15 protein-coding genes and 1 riboswitch are annotated in these 20,693 nt (G+C 47.6%); of the genes, 4 read left to right on the top strand and 11 right to left on the bottom strand.

Translation table 11 applies throughout. The features are described 5' to 3' along the window. Nucleotide 1 precedes the first annotated feature (1 nt). The 5 genes from GX419_12370 to GX419_12350 all read right to left on the bottom strand — a co-directional run bounded on the left by GX419_12370 (nucleotide 2) and on the right by GX419_12350 (nucleotide 5,775). Nucleotides 2-247, bottom strand: coding sequence for a 4Fe-4S binding protein (locus GX419_12370; protein ID NLI25489.1), 246 nt, complete (start codon nucleotides 245-247; stop codon nucleotides 2-4). Between the two features lie 113 nt (nucleotides 248-360). Then, on the bottom strand, nucleotides 361-1,701 hold the full coding sequence (locus GX419_12365; protein ID NLI25488.1) for a pyridoxal phosphate-dependent aminotransferase: 1,341 nt from the start codon (nucleotides 1,699-1,701) through the stop codon (nucleotides 361-363). A 173-nt stretch (nucleotides 1,702-1,874) separates the two neighbouring features. Beyond that, a complete protein-coding gene (locus GX419_12360; protein ID NLI25487.1) occupies nucleotides 1,875-3,170 on the bottom strand; it encodes a phenylacetate--CoA ligase in 1,296 nt (431 codons plus the stop codon). A 9-nt stretch (nucleotides 3,171-3,179) separates the two neighbouring features. Further along, nucleotides 3,180-3,605 (bottom strand): acetolactate synthase, encoded by a 426-nt coding sequence (locus GX419_12355; GenBank protein ID NLI25486.1) that lies wholly within the window; start codon nucleotides 3,603-3,605, stop codon nucleotides 3,180-3,182. 112 nt (nucleotides 3,606-3,717) lie between these two features. After that, entirely contained in the window at nucleotides 3,718-5,775 is a 2,058-nt protein-coding gene (locus tag GX419_12350) for an acetate--CoA ligase family protein (protein NLI25485.1), read from the bottom strand. A 184-nt stretch (nucleotides 5,776-5,959) separates the two neighbouring features. Between GX419_12350 and GX419_12345 the strand changes: the two genes are divergently transcribed. Next, a complete protein-coding gene (locus GX419_12345) occupies nucleotides 5,960-8,116 on the top strand; it encodes a hypothetical protein (protein ID NLI25484.1) in 2,157 nt (718 codons plus the stop codon). Nucleotides 8,117-8,190: 74 nt separating this feature from the next. After that, nucleotides 8,191-8,300, top strand: a riboswitch (SAM riboswitch). A gap of 179 nt (nucleotides 8,301-8,479) precedes the next feature. Next, on the top strand, nucleotides 8,480-9,775 hold the full coding sequence (locus GX419_12340; GenBank protein NLI25483.1) for an O-acetylhomoserine aminocarboxypropyltransferase/cysteine synthase: 1,296 nt from the start codon (nucleotides 8,480-8,482) through the stop codon (nucleotides 9,773-9,775). A gap of 137 nt (nucleotides 9,776-9,912) precedes the next feature. Here the strand turns inward: GX419_12340 and hypB are convergent, their stop codons facing one another. From hypB to GX419_12310, 6 genes are all read right to left on the bottom strand, one after another. Beyond that, nucleotides 9,913-10,794, bottom strand: a complete 882-nt coding sequence (hypB, locus tag GX419_12335) for a hydrogenase nickel incorporation protein HypB (GenBank protein ID NLI25482.1) — start codon at nucleotides 10,792-10,794, stop codon at nucleotides 9,913-9,915. Nucleotides 10,795-10,838: 44 nt separating this feature from the next. Next, nucleotides 10,839-11,183 carry a hydrogenase maturation nickel metallochaperone HypA gene (locus GX419_12330; GenBank protein NLI25481.1) on the bottom strand — a complete coding sequence of 115 codons (345 nt, stop codon included), beginning with the start codon at nucleotides 11,181-11,183 and terminating at the stop codon, nucleotides 10,839-10,841. Between the two features lie 10 nt (nucleotides 11,184-11,193). Then, on the bottom strand, nucleotides 11,194-13,464 hold the full coding sequence (gene hypF, locus GX419_12325) for a carbamoyltransferase HypF (GenBank protein ID NLI25480.1): 2,271 nt from the start codon (nucleotides 13,462-13,464) through the stop codon (nucleotides 11,194-11,196). A gap of 142 nt (nucleotides 13,465-13,606) precedes the next feature. Then, nucleotides 13,607-16,024, bottom strand: coding sequence for a TonB-dependent receptor (locus GX419_12320; protein ID NLI25479.1), 2,418 nt, complete (start codon nucleotides 16,022-16,024; stop codon nucleotides 13,607-13,609). Next, nucleotides 16,008-16,274, bottom strand: a complete 267-nt coding sequence (locus GX419_12315; protein NLI25478.1) for a CopG family transcriptional regulator — start codon at nucleotides 16,272-16,274, stop codon at nucleotides 16,008-16,010. The genes GX419_12320 and GX419_12315 overlap by 17 nt, the downstream gene beginning before the upstream one ends. A 196-nt stretch (nucleotides 16,275-16,470) precedes the next feature. Further along, nucleotides 16,471-17,238 (bottom strand): SDR family oxidoreductase, encoded by a 768-nt coding sequence (locus GX419_12310; protein NLI25477.1) that lies wholly within the window; start codon nucleotides 17,236-17,238, stop codon nucleotides 16,471-16,473. Between the two features lie 244 nt (nucleotides 17,239-17,482). Between GX419_12310 and GX419_12305 the strand changes: the two genes are divergently transcribed. Further along, on the top strand, nucleotides 17,483-18,232 hold the full coding sequence (locus GX419_12305) for a DUF1080 domain-containing protein (GenBank protein ID NLI25476.1): 750 nt from the start codon (nucleotides 17,483-17,485) through the stop codon (nucleotides 18,230-18,232). A gap of 25 nt (nucleotides 18,233-18,257) precedes the next feature. Further along, on the top strand, nucleotides 18,258-20,564 hold the full coding sequence (locus GX419_12300) for a DUF4838 domain-containing protein (GenBank protein NLI25475.1): 2,307 nt from the start codon (nucleotides 18,258-18,260) through the stop codon (nucleotides 20,562-20,564). Nucleotides 20,565-20,693: the final 129 nt, after the last annotated feature.

The raw sequence follows: 20,693 nt of genomic DNA, 5'->3' as shown, positions 1-20,693 counted from the left end.
TTCAGGTTTCCTGACTGACTTTTTCTTCTTTAACCCGGTACACAGTAATGGCACCGTCAGGACATATAATCCCGCAGTTCATACAACCTGTGCAGTTTTCAGGATGTTCCATGTAGGCAAAATGATACCCCTTGCTGTTCACTTTGCGCTCCATACGGATAACATCTGTGGGGCATGCTTCCACACACAACTCACATCCTTTGCACCGCTCGGTATCAACAACAATGGCTCCCCGAATTTTACCCATATACCATAACTTTATGTGTTATATCTCATGTACAGATAATTAGCAAAACCTTTTTCCGACAGAAAAACCCATCGGATTATGATCAATATTGAAAACGAAAGTAATCATTTTTGTCAATTTGCATTTTCCTTCCTGTTTCCGTTCCGGTGATGCCGGTGAAAAAGCCTGATCCGCTGTTCCAGTTCGTCGAGCTGGTCCATTCCAACCTGCGATACGCAGGCTCTCAGCCCTTCCTGACGTGTACTTCCTGTGATCTGCAATGAAATGGCACTCACTCCATAGAAAAGTAACTCCTTCAGTAGTTGGGAACCATTCAGTCCGTTATACGCCAGAGTAAAGTAGAAGCCATCGGCCAGGGGCTTGTCTTCATCCCGTTCATATACCAGATGAAATCCGTTGGACAAAAAAATTTGTTTCATCCGTTTTGCCTTTCTTTCATATTCCCTCACCCCTTCAACAATATTATATTTCCCGTCGCTGGCAGATTTCAGCATGGCAGCCAGGGCAAACTGGGCTGAATGTCCGGCTCCGGCTGAAAGTGCATAAAGTGCGCCGTACACCAATGCCTTCCCAAAGAATTCCGTGCCAAAGTACTGTTTCAGAGCCGGGTAACTACGTTCATACAGAGCATCGGAAATCATCAGGATCCCGATTCTCTGCCCTGCATAGCTAAAAACTTTGGAACTTGACACCAGCAAAACGTACTGGTTGGTATACTTTGCCACGGTTACCTGGTAGGGAGGACTGCCCGGAACCGATATATCATTTCTGAAATCCATGCCAAAATAGGCCAGGTCTTCAATTACAATAACATCATATTCCGATGCCAGTTTTCCGATAATTTCGAGTTCCTTTTCTGAGAAACAGATCCAGGAAGGGTTGTTGGGATTGGAATAAATGATGGAGGATATTTTGCCGGTATCGAGATACGATTTGAGCTTATCACCAAGCTTCGGGCCGCGGAAATCATATACGTCAAACGACTCAAAAGGAATTCCGAGAACCCTGTGTTGCTGTTTCTGTACAGGAAAACCGGGATCAATAAACAAGGTTGTACCCCTTTGGGGAAATAATTTGCTTGTTACCATGAAGGCAGCCATGGATCCTTGCATAGATCCGACTGTTGGGACACACCCTCTCGGATCTATAGTAATGTTAAGGAACAGGTGGGCAAAACGTGAAGCTTCATCCTTCAGTGAAGGGATTCCTTCTATGTTGGGGTAAATGGCTGAAACACCTTTATGTAATGCATCTATTTCAGCCTTTACGCCAATCCCTGGTGATGGAAGCCCGGGTACACCCATTTCCATCCTGACAAAACGAACTCCGCTTTCCCTTTCGATCAGATCTACTACGCGGACCAGTTCCCTGATGGAAGCAACGGCAAGATCGTTCACACCGCATTCATCCAGAACTTTCTGAACAATTCTCCTTTCAACCGGAGTATCTTGCATAAGGTTTCTGTTTGCGAGGCTAAATTATAAACCTTTCAATGAAAACTTACATTTTGCCATCTGTTAAGAAACACTTATCTGTAACATATTTGCCTTTCAGGCAGTTTTGCTTTAAATCAGTTGTTACAAACCGGCTTTTCGATCATCCCTGGAGGGAAGAATGATTTCGCCGTTCAGAATTTCCGCTTGTCGATCACCCGGCGTGCCTTTCCTTCAAAACGCTCGATGGTTTTGGGTTCCACCAGCTTGATATCGGCCGATATTCCCAGAGTACTTTCAACCTGCTGCTGCAGGCGGTCGCGTAATCCCTGAAGCTGACTGATTTTGTCAAAATAAAGTTCTTCCACTTCCACCAGAATTTGCAAGGTGTCAAGGTTATTGACTCTGTCAACAATAATCAGGTAATGCGGCTTCGTTTCGTTCATTTCGAGGAGTATGCTTTCGATCTGGGACGGAAACACATTGACACCCCTGATAATCAGCATATCATCACTCCGTCCGGTGCACTTGGCCATTCGTACCATGGTTCTTCCGCAGCGGCAGGTTTCGTAGTTCAGGGTAGTAAGGTCACGGGTACGGTAGCGGATCAACGGCAATCCTTCCTTTGTTACAGTAGTAAATACCAGTTCACCTCGCGAACCCGGAGGCAGAGGGTTAAGCGATTCGGGATCGATGATTTCGGGAATAAAATGATCTTCGTTGATGTGCAGGCCATCCTGGTATTCGCATTCGCATGAAACGCCGGGACCAATTACTTCGCTCAGGCCGTAAATGTCAATAGCCTTTATGTTGAGTCTGTTTTCAATTTCCCTGCGCATGCTTTCAGTCCAGGGCTCAGCGCCAAAAACTCCTACGCGCAGTCTGAGGCTGCCGATATCAGTTTTTTCTTCTTCCATTGCCTCTGCCAGATACAGCGCATAAGAAGGAGTACAGGCAAGAACCGTACTTCCGAAGTCCTTCATGAGCTGAATCTGCCTTTTCGTATTGCCTCCCGAAACCGGAACGACCACTGCACCGATTTTTTCTGCTCCGTAATGCAATCCAAGACCGCCGGTAAACAATCCATATCCGTAGGCAATCTGAATAATATCTTCCCTGCCCACACCGGCACAGGCAAGGCAACGGGCAACCACCTCGCTCCACATTCCAAGATCACGACGCGTATACCCTACCACCGTTGCTCTTCCGGTAGTACCGGAAGAAGCATGCACCCTGAGAATTTCACTCAGGGGAACAGCAAACATCCCGAAAGGATAGGTTTCCCGCAAATCTTCCTTGGTAGTAAAGGGAAGCCTGTACAGGTCGTCTGTTCCACGAATGTCGTCGGGACTAAGTCCCGCTTTCTGCATTTTTTCCCTGTACCATGGCACGTTATAGTAAACCCGTTCAACAACTTCCCGGAGCCGTGCATCCTGAAGCCTTTTCAGCTCTTCGCGCGGCATGCATTCAACAGGCCTGTTCCAGATCATGGTTCGTAACTATAAATTGTTCAGCTCTTCTGCGTTCAGCAGATCCATTTTGCTGCTTTTCAGTGCCTCCAGAGCACTCTGCACATCTTCGGCCCGCAGGACAATAGCAGCTTTCTGCCCGATGGAAAAGCCGTAGAGGTATTCGATGCTAATGTTTTTTTCGGAAATCAGAGCAAGAGCCTTTGCAAAAGACCCTGCCTCACAAGGTGTTGCTATTGAAATTACATCGGTCAGATTCACGGAAAAACCTTTTTCGCGCAGAAGATGCAGAGCACGTTCGGGGTCGGAAACAATCATTCTCAGAATCCCGAAATCGGAAGTGTCGGCAACCGTCAGCGCCTTGACGTTGATTTTTTCCGCTCCCAGTGCGGTAAGCACTTCGGTAAGCCTGCCGGTTTTGTTCTCGAGAAAAACTGACAACTGTTTAATAATCATTGGATTAAAAAATTTATGTTATATAACATAGGTCGCAAAATAATCAAATTCTATGAATTAAGAACCGATGTTGCCGGATTTTTACGGAAGGGCCGAATTAACCTGCTGGTTTTTACTTTTTTATCAGAATGCGGGCATCAACCACCTGGATTTTATCTTTCTGCCCGATGAGGGGGTTGAGGTCAATTTCCTTAATTTCAACTGCAAAACGAAGCAAAGACGATAACCGGACAATAATACCGGCCAGAACATCTTCGTCGAGACCGGGTTTTCCCCTTGCACCCTTAATAATTTTATAGCTTTTCACGGAACGGATCATGGAATATGCTTCATTAAAGGTTAAGGGAGCGAGGCCCGAGGACACGTCGTGAAGAACCTCGACAAAGATGCCGCCGAGGCCGAACAATATAACATGTCCGAAGGTGGGTTCATATTTGGCTCCGATAAATAGTTCAGTTCCCTTTATCATCGGCTGAAGCATGACTCCGGTAGCCCCGTCAATCAGCATAAGCCGCTCAAATTCTGCCTGCAGGTGTTTTTCAGTTCGGATATTAAGAGAGACGCCTCCCACATCGGTTTTATGCAAAGGTCCTGTTACTTTCATCACCAGTGGGTACCCCAGCCTTTTTGCTTCAGTTGCAAGATCGGAAGGATTGCTGATGACACTGGTCGGTACTAAAGGAATATTTGCAGCCTTCAGAAGTCCCTGCACCACTTCAAAAGACGCCATCCCTTCAGGGGCATTCTCAATTATCTGGCGCGATTCCTGAATATTCACCCCTTCAAGGTAGATTTTCTCCTCTGCCGGCCGGGAAGTATTGTGAACCTGCACCAGGGCTTTGCCCAGCTGAACCTCATCCGGGAAATTGATATGCCCTTTGGAAAGGAAGAATTCAACCTCTTTTCTGGCCGAATAGACAGAAGGCAGAACCGGGAAAATGGGCTTGCGGCAGGTCTGCATCTTATGGTGCAGTACTTCATAGGCGTCGAAAACAGGAGCAAGGCCGGTACTGCCAAAAATTACGGTCATGGCGTCGATCTGATCAAACTTTTTGTCGCAGTAATCGATTACCTCGCCGAGTTGCTGGGCTGTGCCTGTTGCAAGAAGGTCGATCGGATTTTTAACAGAGGCTCCCGGATTCAGCTTTGCCAGAAGGGCATCGGCATCGGGGCCCTTGATTTCAGGTATCTGCATTCCTCCGTATGAAAGGGCATCGGTAAGCATTACAGCCGGCCCGCCGGCATGGGTAATGATAGCCACATTTTTTCCGGAGAAGTCGGGATGCATGAGCACCGAAGCAACCGTTGTAAGTTCTTCACGCCCGAAACATCTTACAATTCCCGCTTTGCGGAAAAGCGCTTCAACAGCCAGATCAGAGCTTGCCATGGCGCCTGTGTGCGAGCTGGCTGCACGGCTTCCGGCCTCCGACCCTCCGGCCTTGATGGCGGCAATCCTGCACCCCTTCCGGATGAGCGAAGATGCATGCTTTAGCAGTTTATCCGGGTTCCGGATCGTTTCAAGATACAGTATCTTCACTTTCGGGCTGACGGAAGGATCAAAGGTTTCATCCATATATTCCAGCAGTTCTTCTACCCCAACCTGTGCGCTGTTGCCAACCGTATAAACGGAAGAAAATCTGAGCCCTTTTGTCAAAGCAGATTCCATGATAAATACAGCAGTAGCCCCCGAACCGGAAATGAACTCGCATCCCAGAGGGTCAGGTTCCGGCACAGGTGAAGTAAATACCCCCGAATAGTACTGGTTCAGTACACCAATGCAATTCGGCCCGATAAGACAACCGCCTGTTTCATTCACAATAGATACCAGGGCTTTCTCCAGGACAGCCCCTTCCGGCCCTTCTTCGCTAAAGCCTGCAGAAATAATAATAAATGCCTTTACCTCCTTTTGCCGGGCCAGGTAATCAACCACCGGCAGACATTGTTTGGCAGGTATAGCCAGAATAGCCAGATCAACCGAAGGAACATCGCTGAGCTCCCTGAAACATCGGAAACCCTGTACTTCATCCTCTCCCGGATTCATTACCACCAACTGCCCCCTGAACCACCCGTCCTTAAGATTCTTGACTATTTTGCCCCCCGGTTTGTGAATGTTATTCGAACCTCCAACTACAAGAATACTCTCCGGTGAAATGATCTGTTTATTAATCATAATTCCCGCTGTTATGCCTGTCAAAGATACCGATTTATGATGCCCAATACCTCCTCATAAAACGACTTCCCGGATATTTTACAACATATTTCGATATACTTTTCGTTGTTATATCAGAATGATAGATGTTTTTGAAAACACAAGGGTCTTTTTGTACTTTTGCCATTCTTCAATTAAATGGTATATGAGACGATTTGCCTATTGGATTGCCGGACTGATTCTTGCATTTAATTCGCCTGGTCTTTCCGCTCAGGAAAACGCTATATTCAGCTTTTTCAAAGAAATTGTTGTAAGGGTTGATACCACAAATTTTTCTTCAGCAGGCAATCTGGTACGGATCGGGAACCTGGATTATCTCCCATTCAGGTACCAGCGGGATGATGAAGTTTGCGAACTGCTTTTATATCCTCACCAGGTTCAGAAAATACGGAGTATCCGGCTGGTTGGATCGGCCGATTACAATCTGATTGACAGTTTGTTATATGTAAACAACAGCTATTACCGGTGCCGCCTTCAGATGCGCAACCTTACCCAGAGCCAGCTTCAGCAGTTCACCTTTGGTATTCAAAGTGCCGGTGATACAACAGAATCCTACTATACACTTCACATACTTCCCTACACATTGACATCGGCTCACATTTATCCTGAAAGTGACGAGCTTTTTATAGGCGAGGAAAAGGTACTGGAACTGGTTACCGGCAATCCGCGCAATATCCGGATTACGGGCCAATGGACCACGGGAGAAGACATTGACTATCGCATTTCAGAATCACAGGGCACTTTGCGGGTTCATCTGCTGCCCAGGCTGCCGGGACAGCGGACGGTCCGCATCCGACTTCAGACCATAAGGCCTTTTGTTGACGAAAACAAGCGGATTATCTATGACCTGCCTCCGGTTGAATACAAATTCAATGTAAAGGCCAGCCGCCTAGCTTTTCTCAGCATTGACAAGAAAGAAATTACCCTGGATGAAAAGAACCGGAGCGAAGGAGTTGAAATTCAGATGGACGACAACAGAACCCTGGTAATGAACAAAACCTACAGGGTGGAAGATCAGGAAAAACCCGGAGGACGGCTTGTGGCGGAAATTTTTACCCGCAACAGCCTGGCCAATAACCGGGTATTGTGTATCCTGCGCCCCTACAACTATCACCGGATTACCGAAGGATACCTTTATATAAAGGATGGCGATGAACCACGGTTCATTACCAATCTGAACATTACCCCCAGGACGACGGTCACCCGGGTAAGCGTGATGCACGAAGGGGGCGACTGGACGCAGGATCTGGGGGTTTATCCGGGAGAAACCGTCAACATCAAAATCGAAGGGGAAGGCCTTCATAAAGCCCGGTTTGTGTTCGAGGATGTGATGGATCTGACCTCCGACACTCTGATCAGGAATGAGAACCTGGCACTCATGAAAATCAAAATTCCCGTTACGATTGAAAAGAGAAGAATTTCTCTTTTCAACCAAAACGAAAATACAGGGATAGCACTTACGGTGAAAGAGTATCAGATTCCCCGTCAGCTCGATTACATGTTTGTCAATTACGGAGACATTGACAGAAATGTTGCTACCCTGAAAAGTCCGATCATCTACCCTGAAGGTGTGAGAGACGTAGTTTTCAGTTTCGTACCAAGACGGATTGATGAAGACCAGTTGTACGGCAAGCAGTACCTGAAAATTGACGTCAGAGTAACCAACATCAAAGGACAACTGGTGGATATGAAAACCATCGACAACATTGTTGTATGCCCCGGGGAGAACTCTCCGAGGTATCCGTTTTATGGCACAAAGGACTGCGTTAAAAAAGACATTTCACTCAACAGCTATCTTTCGAAGAAAACATACGAACTGGACGACTGGGCACGTATTGAAATGAACATCCAGAACAAGAACGACAACGAAATCAGCAAGCGCATTGACCTGGTCCTTCAGAAACGATACAAATTTGACCTCGATGTTTCTTTTCCCGGAGGTCTGATTACAGTTAAGAGGGAAGCTATCAAGGATACGGCCGGCCGAGTTCTTGACCACAAGCTCAAATATGGCGGACTCTACGGTATCAGCATGGCTGTGCTGGCACAGTTCAGCTTCTATGAACCCGACAAGGTGGCCAAACTGAAACCCTTCCGTATCGGCGCAGGATTTATTGCAATGAATGCTTTCAACTTCAGCGAAACCGCCAAACGCGATGTCGGCTTTGTAGTGCTCGGAAGCATTTACCCGACCAAGTCCACTGCCAAGATTCAGATCCCGCTTCATTTCGGAGCAGGATATATGATGAAAGACCAGCAGTTCTTCTTCCTGCTCGGGCCAGGTTTTCAGTTTAACTGGTAGAAAAAAAGTTTGGAAATTAAGACAAAAATATCTTTATTTGCTCATTCAATTACGTAGTCCCCTGAACCGTAATTGATTTATAAAGAAGAGGCGAGAGAACAGGCTCTGTGACCCTCTGACAACCTGTCATACCGACAAGGTGCCAAATCCTGACCGCAGGCAAAGGCAGGCGGAAATATAAATTGATTACGATATGAAAAATTCTCATTGGTTTGTTTTCCTGTTTCAGGCTTCTTACAACCTGAGCGTTCATCATCATACGGCATGGTGCATGGACATGCACGGGGAGGCTTGATGCCGGTTCCGTGCACATGATGTTTTTTCAGAAGATATAAATTTCCCATCTTAAAAAATTTGAAACATATGGCATCATTACATTTTGAAACACTTCAGGTACATGCGGGGCAGGAAGTTGATCCTATAACCAAATCCCGTGCTGTACCCATTTATCAGACGTCCAGTTACCTGTTCGACAATGCGGAACATGCCGCCAGATTATTCGGGCTGAAGGAATTTGGCAACATTTACACGCGAATAATGAACCCCACCAATGATGTATTCGAGAAACGGGTAGCGGCCCTTGAGGGAGGAGCTGCCGCTCTGGCAACCTCATCGGGACAGGCGGCTCAGTTTCTGGCCATTACCAACATTGCCGGGGCCGGTGATAACATTGTTTCCACTTCTTTCCTCTATGGCGGCACCTATAATCAGTTTAAGGTGCAATTTAAACGCCTCGGGATTGATGTGCGATTTGTGGCCGGGGATACACCGGAGGAATTTGACCGGCTTGTCGACGACAAAACCAAAGCCATTTATCTGGAAACCATTGGAAATCCCCGATTCAACGTTCCCGATTTTGAGGCCATTGCCAGAGTTGCACAAAAGCATGGCATTCCTCTGATCGTGGACAATACGTTTGGTGCCTGCGGCTATTTGTGCCGGCCTATAGAATACGGTGCCAATATTGTTGTTGAAAGTGCTACCAAATGGATTGGAGGTCACGGAACCAGCATTGGCGGAGTTATTGTGGATGCAGGGAATTTCCCATGGAATAATGGCAGGTTTCCGCAATTTACCGAACCTTCCGAAGGGTATCACGGCCTCCGGTTCTGGGATGTTTTCGGAGCTGGAAGCCCCTTTGGCAATATCGCTTTCATCATCCGTGCAAGAGTAGAAGGTTTACGCGATTATGGCCCCAGCTTGAGTCCGTTCAATGCCTTTTTGCTCCTGCAGGGACTGGAGACTTTGTCACTGCGCGTACAAAGGCATGTCGACAATGCCCTGGAAATAGCCCGGTGGCTTCAGCAACATCCCAAAGTGGTTGCCGTGAATTATCCGGGCCTCCCCGAAGATCCGTATCACCAGATAGCCAGCAGATACCTGAAGCATGGTTTTGGCGGAGTTCTTACCTTCAAAGTAAAAGGAGGAAAAGAAGCCGCTGACAAGCTGGTTGAATCGGTGAAACTCATCAGCCATCTTGCCAATGTCGGCGATGCCAAAACACTGATCATCCATCCCAGTTCCACCACCCATGAACAACTTTCGCTGGAAGAACAGATCCTGGCCGGAGTGGAACCTGGTTTATTGCGCTTATCTGTCGGCATAGAACATGTCGATGATATCAAAGCCGACCTTGAACAGGCTCTGAATGCAGTCTGACCCTGAAAGCCGGCATGACCCGAATCATAAAACAGCCGGCTGGGAAGGTATTTCAGCCGGCTGTTTCACTGACAGTGCAATTCGGATCGTTCGTATACCCTGAGGATTGAAAGGATATTCTCAGAAACTCCCCGGGTTTATTTCCGGTGCTTTTCAATCCATGCAATCCAGGCGTCCAGTCCGGCGCCGGTTCGTGAAGAAACTTCCAGAAACTCCAGTTTGTTGTTCACCCGGAGAGCATAGGTGCGGAATTTTTCCACATCAAAGTCAAGATAAGGCAACAGGTCTGTTTTGTGGATAATACACAGACCGGACGTCTGAAACATATTGGGGTATTTCAGGGGCTTGTCCTCCCCTTCAGTAACACTGACAATCACTACACGGTGCGCCTCCCCGAGGTCAAACAAGGCAGGACAAACAAGGTTTCCGACATTCTCAATGAACAAAACCGAATGCATAGCAGGATTCAGCTCAGCTACCGCCTTTCGTACCATATCCGCATCAAGATGGCATCCGTTTCCGGTATTGATTTGTACCACCGGTACCCCGGTTGCCCTGATCCGCATGGCATCGTTCACAGTCTGCTGATCTCCTTCAATGACACAAACCGGTGCTTTGTCCTTCAAGGTAACAAGGGTCTTCTCGAGCAGGGTTGTTTTTCCGGAACCGGGAGAGCTGACCAGATTGAAAGCTAAAATATCGCGCGCTTCGAAAAAACCTCTGTTACGCTCGGCCATGAGGTTATTTCTCTGCATGATGTCCAGTTCAACATGAACCTCCTTAATGCGAACATGCTGATCCTCATGTTCATGTACGTCGTGGTGATGATGATCTTCCCGATGGCTGTGCTCATGGGTATGAACGTGCCCGTGCCCATGGGTGTGAGGATGTACGTGGGTTATTGTATCATGTTCATGGGGCAGGCCCTGCTCGTGAGCATGTTCGTGTTCGAGGTCTTCGGGCCTGACAATTTTTATTCCGTCTTTACCGGGTTCTCCGCATCCGCAAGTTTCGCACATAGTCTGTTTTTCAGCAAAGGTATTAAATACAACAATATCCTGTTCTATTCTTCGATTTCGACCGAAACTATTTTCAGTCCCTGGCCTGCAATAATTTCCGGATTAAAGGCACCGCAGACAGGGCAGGGAGAGTAAATTTCCTCCATGGGAAACTCATGGAAGCATACACTGCACTTTCCCATGGCTTCTTCCTTTTCGATTTTCCATGTGCTCCCTTCGCATAATGTTTCTTTGACGGCTGATTCAAGAGCAAAATCAAGTGCTTCAGGCACAATGCCCGATAAAGTCCCTATTTTCAGGGTAAAGGAAACCACCTTTACCGCGTTTTCCTTTCGGACTATTTGATCCAGCTCACTCACAATATTGACAGCAATGGAAAGTTCGTGCATGACGCTTAATTTATTGGTTACCAGGCTTTAATGCCGCAATCATGATCTGTCCCAGTGCCAGCCCTCCGTCATTGCAGGGAACATTCCGGTGGATCAGCACCCTGAAACCTGCCTGCGAGAGACGGTTTTCAACCTGCTCCGACAAATACCTGTTCTGAAAAGAGCCACCTGAAAGAGCAACCGTTCGTATGCCAGTTTCTTCTGAGATTTCAGAAACCACCTTTTCAATCAGCCCGACCAGCATATTATGAAATCCTGTTGCAATGCGCCCGGCATTTCCCTGAACCATGGAATCTGTAATAATGGCACTGACGGCCTCCTTCAGGTCAATCCGGTGACCCTCATAAGCAAAGGGGTAGGCAAACGCATTCCCCCTATCAAGGGCAGCTTCCAGGCGCATAGGGGCTTCGGCATGAAAACCTGCCTCGGTACATATCCCGGCCAGGGCAGACACCCCGTCAAACCAGCGCCCGGCACTGGAGGAAAGCGGAGCATTTATCCTTTTTTCCAAAGCGGCTTTTACCAGACGAACCGCATCAGGTTTAATTTTTCTGAGAAAGGGAAGACGAAAAATATAGTCTTCGTCCTCTGTAATCTGCAAAACCATACTCAGAGCAGTTCTCCACGGCTCATGGGTTACCAGATCGCCGCCGGGCAAAGCAATGTGAGGCAGATGCGTTATGCGCCGGTATCCGGTGAAATCGCACAGCATAAATTCTCCTCCCCAGATGGTGCCGTCATCACCAAGGCCGGTTCCGTCGAATGCCACTCCTATTACCGGCCCTTCCACGTTGTTTTCGGCCATACAGGAGGCTATATGGGCATGATGATGCTGGATACGAACAACAGGCAGGCCGCTTTCAAGGGCATACTGTGTACTCAGGTAGTCAGGATGCAGATCAGCCGCAATCAGACGGGGACGGATACGGAACAGGTGCAGGAAGCGGTCAAGGCTTTCCCGATAAAACGCATAGGTTTCGAAGTTCTTCAGGTCGCCGATATGCTGGCTCAGGAAAACATAATTCTTCCGGCCTGCGGCAAAACAGTTGACCAGCTCGGCCCCGGCAGCCACAATTCCTTCCACATTAGCCATAATCTGCACAGGCAAAGGAGCATATCCCCGTGAACGGCGTATAATTCGTTCCTTTCCATTGATAACCATTGTTACCGAATCGTCGTTCCGGTTATAGATCTCCCGGTTATAAACCAGAACCCCGCCACACCAGGGACTAAACAGACGGATTGCTTCTTCGTTGCTAATAACAATCGGTTCGTCAGAAAGATTTCCGCTGGTAAGCACAACCGCATCAAGAGCCATCCTCTCAAAAAACAAGAAGTGGAAAGGGGTATAGGGCAGCAAAGCTCCTATAGTCGGGAAACCCGAAGATACGCCCGGAGCCAGGTCCCTGATGGCCGGCAAAATGACAACAGGGCGACGCCACGACATCAGCAGGGCTTCCTCTTCCTGATTGACAAGGGCATATTTTCTCAGGGTGTCAATATCCCGGAACATCACGGCAAAGGGTTTCTTTTCCCTCAGTTTGTTACGGCGCAACGTTTCAACAGCATTGCTGTTCAGCGCATCGCACATCAGGTGAAATCCGCCGATACCCTTCAAGGCCACAACCTTTCCTCCCTCAATCAGTTTCACCGTTTTCTCCAGAATGGCTTCAAACCGTGTTTCCATTTCCCCGGAGGCATACAGCTGATAGGTCGGACCGCAATCATTGCAGGCTACCGGCTGGGCATGGAACCGGCGGTTGCTGATATCCCCGTATTCGGCAGCACAGCGGGAACACATCGCAAAAACATCCATGGTGGTATTGACCCTGTCGTATGGAAGACTGCGGATAATGGAAAAACGGGGACCGCAATTGGTGCAATTAATAAACGGATAGTGCAACCGGTGGGGTTGATGCTTCAAATCGTCAAGGCAGTCGGGGCATACGGCAATGTCGGGACTGACCAGGGTAATCTGGTCGACATCCTGAGTACTTGGATGAATGGAAAAATCGGCATAACCATTGGGAATGGCCTCCCGCGGGGTAATGCTTTCAATAATGGCTGCTACCGGTGCTTTTAAAGGGATTTCCTGCACAAAAGAATAAACGCTGGCATACGGTCCTTCTGCATGGATTTCAACCCCCGTAAGAGAATTTTTTACCCAGCCGGTTATGCCTTTTTCCATAGCAAGCCGATAAACAAAAGGCCTGAATCCTATTCCCTGAACCAGGCCTTTAATTTCAATGAATAATGCGGCTCTGTTATCCCCCTTTGCCATAGGCAACAAAAGTACCGAAATTATCGGTTTTGTTCCTATTGGTTCTTTTTATGTGTGATTCTGGCTCTTGTGCTTTAATGGTCAAAGAGTTTGGAGTGCGGACAGAAAGGATTTCCGTGCACACTCCAAAAACCATTCTTTTTTAAAATCTCACGAGCAGCCTCAGGTAGATATTTCTGCCCGGTTCGTCTTTTACTATTCCCCTGTTTGTTGCCAGGTGATTCCGGTAGGATCGGTCAAAAATATTCTGTACACCACAGGCCAGCTCGGCTTTTATTGGTCCGACAGGAAGAGGAACTGATGAAAACCCTGCATTGTATATGGCATATCCTCCGGTAACCTTTTCACCGGCTGCAACCTGGTCCTGTTTATCGGCCATCTGAACAGCAATCTCAATGGTTCCTGCCTTTCTGAAGAAATACCTAAATCCGGCTTCTCCGTTCAGAGGAGCTATCTGGGGCAGATTTACTGCCGCACTGTCGGAAATATCCTTTCCTCTTACCCAGGCATATTTTCCATAAAGAATCAATGTTCCGACGGGATTCCATGTGAAACTTCCATCGGTACCATACAGGACTGCCTTGCTGACATTGGAATTAACCAGGGCAGGAATGGTATCCACATCTTCCGGGGTTGAAGTAAAGCTGTAGAGGAAAAAACCCGGCTTTTCCACAACCAGATCATTCAGACGGTTAACAAAACCGTTCACTATGATGGTGAATTTCTGCCCCCAGAATCGGAATCCTCCGTCGGCAAACCAGCCTTCCTCGGATTTCAGGTCAGGATTTCCAAGCCTCACCATACCCGACGGAAGCATGATGTATTTGAAGCGTTCCTCAAGTGAGGGTGCACGGAACGACCGCGCCAGGTTGACAGCCAGCTCAGCATTACCGGTAAGTGTATACAACAGGCCTGTATGCAAACTCCAGGTATATTCCTGTGCCTTGTGGGAACGGAAAATGATTTTCTGTCCCGCAGGATTATCATTGCGCACCCCGTTGGTTATTATGTACAAAGGATCCACCCCCTCACTGTTGCGAACCGTAATGCCATCAATTCTTCCACCGGTAAGAAGCTTCAGTTTCCCGGGAATCAGGGAGAATTCGTCCTGAGCAAAGAAACCGGCGTCAAGGAAAGAACTCTCCGGGATAGGGATCTCTCCGCGGATTACCGTATTGGTATCGACAATCACCCCTTCGCTGTTTCGTATCCAGAAGTAACGGCGGTTTTCACGTTCGGTTCTCAGTATCCGCTGCCAAGCCTCCATTCCAGCTGTCAGCTGGTGCCGGTCAGAAAATTCCCATTCGCTCTGTACCTGAATGCCGTTAGTAAGATGTTTGCCCGTAGGTGTTGCCCTGATGGAATCACCCACATCAGCCCTGGTATCACGCAGTATGTACTGTACATAATACTTTATGGACAGGGTTTTGAGGGCGGGAAACAAATAGTGAACAGCATAGGAGGCACTGGCCAGGTCACGCTCTTCCTTCGGGTACTTCACCACCGCCGTTGAACCAAAAACTTTCCCGCCCGGCAGGCCAACATTTGAAGCGTAAAAACGCTGCCCGTCCAATCTGAATTCCTTATTGGCACCCGTTTTAATTCCCAGCCTGATTCCGAGGCTGTTATCAGAAAACTGGCTATTGGCAAGTTCCCCTGACGGAGTCATAGTATTTCCTGCATCCCTCCAGGTGCCTGACAATTTCAACTTCCATTGCCTTGATCCGGTAAACAGGTTGAGGCTGCCATACTTCAAATCATTTACATTGTGATAACCTGTGGAAACGGTTCCTGAAAGATAGGGAACGCCATTGTAGTAAGCATCTCTGGTAATAATATTCACCACTCCCCCCATAGCTCCGGAACCGTAGAGTGCCGACCCTGCTCCTTTTATAACTTCCACCCGTTCGATATCGGAAGGATCAATCATGGAAAGTCCTCCGGCCAAGTCAGTTGCCGTTTCAATCCGGCATCCGTCAATGAGCGATATGATGCGCTGGTCACTTAATCCCCTTATATTGACCGTAGTAGCCCATATTCCGTCACGGGCAAGCGATACACCCGGCTCGTACGACATCATATCGGGCATGGTCAAAGCCGGCATGCGCAATACATCTTCAGCACGTATAACGCCGGTAGGAAAGGGTGACTGCCTAACAAACCGCTCCGTGCGAAGGGATGTTATGGTCACACCGTCCAGGTACAAAATCCTTTCCCGGAGTGCCATATCAATTTTCAGCTCCTTGTTCTCCGGAACATCAACTGTTTTTGCTACCGAGGCATATCCTACCCCGGAAACCCTGAACTGGTAGGTACCTGCCGGAATCTGCCTGATTCTGTATTCGCCGTTCAGGGAGGTTACGGCAAAATATTTTACGTCTGACGAAGGAACTGTATCTTCTGTTTCATTCAGCCAGACATGAATTCCGGCCACACCGCGACCGGTTTTTTCGTCGGTTATGGTTCCATAGATTGTGCTTCCCTCCTGGGCATGAGCAACCATTCCAAGGCAGAAAAAAATCCCCTGGCATACCACCAGCCATTTACTCTTCTTTTTCATTTCCTGATAATTTAGACATTACAGATTTTACTTCCACTCCCTGAATCCTGCCCAACTGGCCGGTAAGGGAACCCAGTTCATCTGTTGTTGCTTCCAGCACGAGGGAAATGACGGAAATATCACGTTCCGGAATCGGCAGGCCAAGGCGGCCCCGAATGGCCGATCCATGCGCGGAAAGAATCTGATTAACTTTTGGAACGCTGTTCAGATTGCGGATAACAATAAGCACGCTTGCAATTCTCTTTTCCATCAGTATACCTCCGGATCAGATTGATAATGATAAACCTGGATTCCCTTGAACCTGACGTATCAGGATCTCAGGATTTCGGCTGCAAAATTACATTTGTTATCTGAATAACAAAACTTTTTTGCCGAAAATAAAAACATGCAGGGAGGCTTATTGTGCATTCCGCATGGCTTACCGGCGCACTATTTTTTCTCAGGGATCAGAAGCCGTAAACAGAAAACCCACCATCCACAGGAATACACTGACCGGTAATATATGAAGCAGCCGGCATGCAGAGAAAGGCGACCAGGGAGGCGACCTCTTCGGGTTTTCCGATCCGCCCCAACGGAGTACGGGCAAGCACCTGGGCAAGGTACTCCTTATCACGGAGAACGGAATTGGCCAGGGGAGTTTTAATGTACCAGGGTGCCACTGCATTTACGCGTATGCCATAAGAAGCCCATTCTACCGCCAGATTTCGGGTAAGCTGGTTCAAAGCTGCCTTGGTCATGGCATAAACCGCACCCGTGCGCAGATGCGTTAATCCGGCAACCGAAGACATATTGACCACAGAGGGGTTGTTCGAGTTTTTCAGATAAGGAAAGAGCATTCTGCTCAGATAAAAAGCTGAAAAAAGGTTTGTATCGAAAAGTTTCTGCACCTCCTCACCCGTATATTCAATTGCTTTCTTCCGGATGTTGAAGCCGACATTATTGACCAGAATATCAAGCCTGTTCCACCGCTTCTTGATGGCATTGAGAATTTTTTCCCTCCCTTCAGCTGTGCTGACATCGGCATCAATTCCGTCTGCCTCGAGGTCCTTTTTAACCCATTCTTCAATTTTTCTTGAAAGCTCGTCGCGGTTTCGTGCCACAACCAGCACACGGGCACCGTGGCCAAGAAGTTCACTCACCACTGCCTCTCCAATACCTTGCGTACCGCCGGTCACCAGGGCCAGCGAACTACGGAGTGTCCAATTCTTTTTCATAGTCAGTGCATTTTTCCTGTATAATCCATAACCTGCAAAGAACCAGCCAAATTGCAATTATCCAATCAAATTTCCGGAAAATTTTCGGGGTTTCAAAATTTCCATTTAGATTTGGCATCACAGAATTTATATACCTGCCCTTGCTCAAAGTCAATTGGAACATAGTGCAAAAGCATAATAAAACAAATTAATCTGAAACCTGTCTATGAAAACAAAAACATTCCTTTTTCTGATCCTTTTTGCCATGCTGGCCAGCTTCTGCAACAGGCCCCAGCCCGCAAAAAATAACGAGGGCTGGATAGCCCTGTTCAATGGCAAAGATTTGAACGACTGGAAAATTAAAATTACAGGTCATCCTCTGGGTGAAAATTATAAAAACACATTCCGGGTAGAAGACGGTATTCTGAAAGTCAGCTATTCTGAATACGACACCTTTCGGGGAGAATTCGGTCATATTTTTTACAAAACCCCTTTTTCGCACTATAAGCTGCGTGTGGAATACCGGTTTACCGGAGAACAGGTTCCCGGCGGGCCATCATGGGGGTTAAGGAACAGCGGAGCTATGCTCCATTCCCAGAGTCCTGAAAGCATGCTGTTAAACCAGGATTTTCCGGTTTCTATCGAGTGCCAGTTGCTGGGCGGACTGGGGGCAGGACCGCGTCCTACAGCTAACGTCTGCACACCGGGTACAAACATTGTAATAAACAACCAGTTAATTACCCAACACTGCACGGAATCTTCGTCCAAAACCTTTGACGGCGACCAGTGGGTTACCGTTGAAGTAGTTGTTCTTGGCGATAGCATCATCCATCATATTGTCAACGGCGATACGGTTCTTACCTATACCAAACCCCAGATTGGTGGCGAGCTGCCTGAAGGATTTCCCCTTCCGGAAGGCACACCTCTGAAAGAAGGCTATATCTCCCTTCAGGCCGAAAGCCACCCCTGCGAATTCAGAAAAGTTGAACTATTGAACCTGGAACCAGCAAAATAATTGTAAAATCGACACTTTGTTGTTTATGAAACGGAAAGATCATAAAATATGGCTTAACGTATTTTCCTTTCTTTTCAAAACGGTATGCATATTGTTGCTTTTCTTCAGCGGAGGACATGTTTCAGCTCAGAAACAAAAACCCATTTTACTGGTAAAAAACGGAAAAAGCCCATACTCAATTGTCATTCCTTTACAACCCACGCCGGCAGACACAAGAGCGGCAGAAATTTTCCGTCAGGCCATATTCAGAATTTCTGGCGCCGAATTGCCCGTTCATGCTGATCAGTCGACAGCCGGCAGATGTGAAATATCAATCGGAAATACAAACCGGCTGAAAAACCTTACGGATAAAGAAATGCTGGCCCGGGTGAAGGATCCTGATGGTTTTGCGATATTTTCAGAAAAAGGAAAAATCTACATTCTCGGAGGAACTCATAAAGGAGTTATATATGGCGTTGTCTCCCTGCTGGAGAAATATCTTGGTTGCAGAAAGTTCAGCCCTGATTTCGAATATTATCCAAAATTAGCCGATATCCAGCTGCCCCCGATTCAATTCACTGACAAACCGTTCAATTCACTCCGTATTATCAACGGAACCTTTTCTCTGGATCCTGATTATCAGGACTGGCAACGTCTTGACAACATTGACGAAGTGTTTGCAAAAGGATACTACGTTCACACCTTCAACAGGCTGATTCCATGGCAGGAATATTTTGAAACACATCCGGAATACTTTGCCCTGGTAAACGGGAAACGGATTCACGACCAGCTGTGTTTATCCAACCCTGAAGTTCTCAGACTGACCATCGAAAAACTGCGCCAGGAGATGCAGTTGCAGCCTGAAAAGCAAGTATGGTCCGTGAGCCAGAATGACAATTTTTCCTACTGCCAGTGCCCTGAATGCAGGAAAATAATTGAGGAAGAAGGTTCTCCGTCGGGACCAGTTGTACGGTTTGTCAACCAGGTAGCGGCAGCCTTCCCTGACAAAACCATATCCACGCTGGCCTATCAGTATTCCCGGAAGGCTCCGGCAAAAACAAAACCTGCACCCAATGTACAGATCATGCTCTGCACTATTGAAGTCAACCGCAGTAAACCAATTGAAAAGGACAGCAGCAGTTTTTCCTTCGTTCAGGACATCCGCAATTGGGGCAAGCTCACCAACAATATTTACTTATGGGACTATACCGTAAACTTCTCTCACCATGTAACCCCGTTCCCTAACCTTCATGTTCTGCAGCCCAATATTCAGTTTTTTACTGAAAATCATGCTTACCAGCATTTTCAGCAATCGAACACCGACATCGGTCATGAATTTTCCGAACTAAAAAGCTATCTGATTGCCAGGCTTTTATGGAATCCTTATATCAATACCGACTCCGTCATCAATGATTTTCTTTACGGATATTACGGACCGGCAGCTCCCTGGATCAGAAAGTACATTGATCATCTTACAAATGAGATTCAGAAAACCGGTGAATGGCTTGATATTTACGGATCACCGGTCTGGCATGCCGGATCTTTCCTGTCAGAGAAGAACACCACAGCCTATCTTGAATACTTCCGGCAGGCAGTAAATGCTGTGTCGCAGAACGAAACCTTTCTTCAGCATGTAAAGGTAGCGCAACTTCCACTGCAATACGCACTGATGGAAATCGGCAAGAACGATATGTTCGGGCCGCGCGGCTGGTATATTGAACAGGATAAAGGCTTCCTGCTCCGCCCTGAAATGCGCGAAATGCTCGAAGACTTTTATCAAACCTGCCTTCGGAACAAAGTAAGGTCCCTGAATGAAGCCGGGCTGACACCTGAGCAGTACTACCAGGCAACCTTACGGTTCATTGATGTAAAAGTGGAAAACAACAAAGCATTCCGAAAAAAAGTTTCAGCTAATCCTTTACCGGCCGCCAAATACAGCAGAGGAGATCTTCAGGTTCTGACAAACGGCGTACAGGGTGCTTCGGATTTTAAAGTACACTGGTTGGGCTGGGAAGGAACCGACGCAAGCATTCTCGTTGACCTTGGGTCCCTTACTGAATTTACTGAAGCCAGCATCGGCACTTTGTATGATCCTAAAAGCTGGATTCTTCATCCGGCAAGCATCACCTGCCTGGTATCGACCGACGGCCAGTCATACAAGGCCATTGGCAATCAATCTGTTACCGGAGACCAGAGAGACGAAGAAGTAACCCGCTCATGGTCGTTTCCAAACAATACCGGACCCGCACGCTACGTAAGGTTTGACATCAAGGGAACCTATGCCCTTCCGGTATGGCATCCCTCAGCTGGCGGCACTTCCTGGTTCTTTGCCGATGAAATTGTTGTGAAATAGATCGGCGGCGGAATTACATACCGCAGCAGCATCCGCCCATACCGCACGAAGGAACTTCCTGAGCCTGTTCCGGCCTGGAAGCCTTCGGAGCGCGGTATTCGCTGCTTTCCCTGCCACAGTCAGGGCAAT

Source organism: Bacteroidales bacterium (assembly GCA_012517825.1).
Classification (GTDB): Bacteria; Bacteroidota; Bacteroidia; order Bacteroidales; family JAAYUG01; genus JAAYUG01.
This window is presented reverse-complemented; position numbering and strand designations above follow the sequence as displayed.